This is a genomic window from Bradyrhizobium sp., from assembly GCF_027307225.1.
Taxonomy (GTDB): domain Bacteria; phylum Pseudomonadota; class Alphaproteobacteria; order Rhizobiales; family Xanthobacteraceae; genus Bradyrhizobium.
The window spans coordinates 1-3,315 of sequence record NZ_DAHUXJ010000081.1 but is presented as its reverse complement, the minus strand read 5'-3'; the positions used below and the strand labels follow the sequence as shown (position 1 = coordinate 3,315).

Sequence of the window (3,315 nt, the reverse complement as noted above, 5' to 3'; positions counted from 1 at the left end):
AATTTCGCGGAAACCTCGTCATAGGAACTTCAAATTCTAAACCGCACTAGAATCATATAATTGGCTAGTGCTCCTTTGATTCCGAAGTTCGTAAACGTGGAGCCGCAATATGATACGAACTTCGGAATCGGAGCACTAGCGGCATTCGATGAATGCAGGAACTTCGCACGCGCTGCATTTTTGTCACGCATACGTCATGCGCTTTTCGCGCACGAAAACGAACAAATATTTCTGAGGACCGGCAGCACACGGGCTTTTTATTTTGCAGTGCACCAATTATCTGATTTGAGGTCTGTCCCGATATTCGGGCCAAGGAGCAGCCATGTCGCTTGCCAGAAATATCGAATTCCTGCGCCACCTGCCACGGCTGCCCGGATTCAACGCGTGGGACGCGATGGGCCTGACCGCGCTGCGCAGCAGTCCGTTGCTGGAGACGCGCCAATTCGGCACCAATCCCGGCGACTTGCGGATGTTCTCCTATGTGCCGGCGAACTTGCCGCCGTCGCCGGCCCTGGTCGTCGTTCTGCACGGCTGCGGACAGACGGCGGCAGGTTACGACCTCGGCGCTGGCTGGTCGACACTCGCCAAACATTACGGCTTCGCGTTGCTGTTGCCCGAGCAGCAGGCCAGCAACAACACGCATGGCTGTTACAGCTGGTTCAATCCGGACGACACCACACGCGGCGAGGGCGAAGCCTGCTCGATCCGGCAGATGATCGCGCGAATGGCGAGCCAACACCGAATCGACAAAAACAGGATTTTCATCACTGGCCTCTCCGCCGGAGGCGCCATGACCTCGGTGATGCTGGCGACCTATCCGGAAGTCTTTGCGGCCGGCGCCGTCATCGCCGGATTGCCGTATGGCGTCGCGAGCAATGTGCGCGAAGCCATGAACGGCATGTTGCGCTCGCCGCCGCGTTCGGCCGGCGAGCTCGGCGATCTCGTGCGCAACGCCTCCAAGCATCGCGCGCCGTGGCCGCGGGTCTCGGTCTGGCACGGCAGCGCCGATCGCACCGTCAATCCCGCCAACGCCGATGAAATCATCAAGCAGTGGCTGGACGTGCACCGGCTGCCGTCCCATCCCATGTCGGAAGGCATGGTCGACGGCTACCCGCACCAGATCTGGTGGAATGCCGACGGAGAAACCGTCGTCGAATCCTACACCATCACCGCGATGGCCCACGGCACGCCGCTCGGAAAGGCCGAGAACGACCAGCGATACGGCAAGGAAGGGCTGTTTCTGATCGAGGCCGGCATCTCTTCCTCCCACCACATCGCGAATTTCTTCGGACTGACCGGCGGTATTCCGAAGATCGCTAAGTCTTCGCCGGGCGCGACCGTCGAATCCCCGAGCGCAAAGCTGATCCCGCTGGCCTCGCCGATTTCGACGCGTGCGCCCGACCTCGGCAAAATCCTGCAGCCGCTGATGACGGCGGCGCGGCCTGCGAAGCCGCCGGCAAAGCCAAAAGCCAAGACAAAAGCCAAAACAAAGCGGCGCCGCGTTCTCGACGTCGGCGCCGTCATTACCCGCGCGCTGACCGCCGCGGGCCTCATGAAATAGAGAGCGCTCGGCTCCTGATGCTGCCGACGCGCGATGAAGCGATCACATCGCGCCGGTGAGGAACGGATTGGTCATCCGCTCATGCCCGATCCGTGAGCCGGCACCGTGCCCGCAGATAAAGCTGACATCGTCGCCGAGCGGCAACAGCTTTTCCTTGATCGAACCGATCAGCATGGCGTGATCGCCGCCGGGCAGATCGGTGCGTCCAACCGAGCCGTTGAACAGAACATCGCCGACATGGGCAAAGCGCATGTCCTTGTTGAAAAACACCACGCTGCCCGGCGAATGGCCGGGGCAGTGCAGGATATCGAACGTCAATTCGCCGATCGAAACCTGATTGCCTTCCTCGAGCCAGCGATCCGGCGCAAAGTTGCGCACGTCCGTGATGCCGAAGCGCGCGCCGCTCTCCACCACATGGTCGAGCAGGAATTTGTCGGCGATGTGCGGCCCCAGAATTTCGACCTTCAGCGCATCGCGCAAATCGGCCGCGCCGCCGACGTGATCGATATGGCCGTGCGTGAGCCAGATCTTCTCGACAGTGACATCGGCTTGGCTGATCGCGGCCTGGATTTTGGGAACCTCGCCGCCGGGATCGATGACGACGGCTTTCCAGGTCGCCGTGCACCAGATCAAGGTGCAGTTCTGTTCAAACGGCGTTACCGGGATGATCATCGCCCCGGCCTTCGCCTTGCTTTCGGTTTGCTCTGCCATGGGCCTCACAATGCCGATTTTTCACTTTCCGCCAAGGAAAAGTTGAGCGAGTCTTGAGACGCCCTCGGCTTTGTCATTGGAACATGGCCCTGATAACGGACGGAATCGGCAGTTCACCTAATTTCCGCCCGCGCCCCAGCCATCAAACGCATTGCCCCTTTTTTGGGTCACGTTCTATGCTTGCGGTCATGGAATCATCCGCCCCGAAAGCCATTGTCACGCCTGCACCGGACCGGCGGCAGTCGGAGACGGCGCTGCTGATCGCACGCGGCACCGCGCGGCTACTGCATTCGCTGGGCTTTGCCTGCGTAGCCGAATTGCCGCTGCCATCGGGGCGGCGCGCCGACCTCGTCGCACTCAACGAGCGCGGCGGGATCTGGATCGTCGAGATCAAATCATCGATCGAGGATTTGCGCGCCGACCAGAAGTGGCCGGAATATCGCGCCCATTGCGACCGGCTCTTCTTTGCCTTCACGCAGGACCTGCCGTGCGAGATTTTTCCCGATGAGACCGGGTTGATCATTGCCGATGCCTATGGCGCGCATCTGGAGCGCCCCGCTCCGGAGCACCGGCTGCCCGGCGCGACACGCAAATCGATGACGGTGCGCTTTGGCATGGCGGCAGCGCTGCGGATGAACCGTCTGGTCGATCCGCAAGGCCACCGCGAATTTTAGGTATTCTCTAGTGCCCACTTTCCGAAGTTCGTGCTCTATCGCAGCGCCCACTTTCACGAACTTCGGAAAGTCATGGGCTACTCACAAACCTATAGATTCTAGTGCCGCTTTTCTATTTGAAGTTCCTGGATCGAACTCGCCGCGTGTGGTGCAGGAACTTCAAATAGGCGGCACTACTCAAAGCACAATCTCCATTCCGTCCGCCGGGATCTGCCATCCTGCTTGCTCGGTGGTGCGGCGCTCCTCGGAATCATGCAGCCACGCCGGGTTCGAGTTGTTGATGTGCAGGAATAGCTTTCTCTCGATGCCGAGACTTTCAAGGGCAGCCATCGCACCCGTTTCGCCCGACATGGCGATATGTCCCATGCT

The 3,315-nt window shown here is 60.4% G+C and carries 3 protein-coding genes and 1 pseudogene; 2 read left to right on the top strand and 2 right to left on the bottom strand.

The window, feature by feature from the left end; all coding sequences use genetic code 11:
• Nucleotides 1-322 precede the first annotated feature (322 nt).
• On the top strand, nucleotides 323-1,561 hold the full coding sequence (locus tag M6D32_RS14320) for a PHB depolymerase family esterase (protein WP_298257217.1): 1,239 nt from the start codon (nucleotides 323-325) through the stop codon (nucleotides 1,559-1,561).
• A 42-nt stretch (nucleotides 1,562-1,603) separates the two neighbouring features.
• Here M6D32_RS14320 and M6D32_RS14315 read toward each other — a convergent pair whose 3' ends face one another.
• Nucleotides 1,604-2,272: an MBL fold metallo-hydrolase gene (locus M6D32_RS14315; protein WP_298257215.1), complete on the bottom strand. Its 669-nt coding sequence runs from the start codon at nucleotides 2,270-2,272 to the stop codon at nucleotides 1,604-1,606.
• Nucleotides 2,273-2,460: 188 nt separating this feature from the next.
• Between M6D32_RS14315 and M6D32_RS14310 the strand changes: the two genes are divergently transcribed.
• Complete coding sequence (locus M6D32_RS14310) at nucleotides 2,461-2,946, top strand: MmcB family DNA repair protein (RefSeq protein WP_298257213.1); 486 nt, start codon at nucleotides 2,461-2,463, stop codon at nucleotides 2,944-2,946.
• A 177-nt stretch (nucleotides 2,947-3,123) separates the two neighbouring features.
• Here the strand turns inward: M6D32_RS14310 and M6D32_RS14305 are convergent.
• Nucleotides 3,124-3,315: pseudogene (locus M6D32_RS14305) on the bottom strand (pyrroloquinoline quinone biosynthesis protein B); the annotation flags it as partial.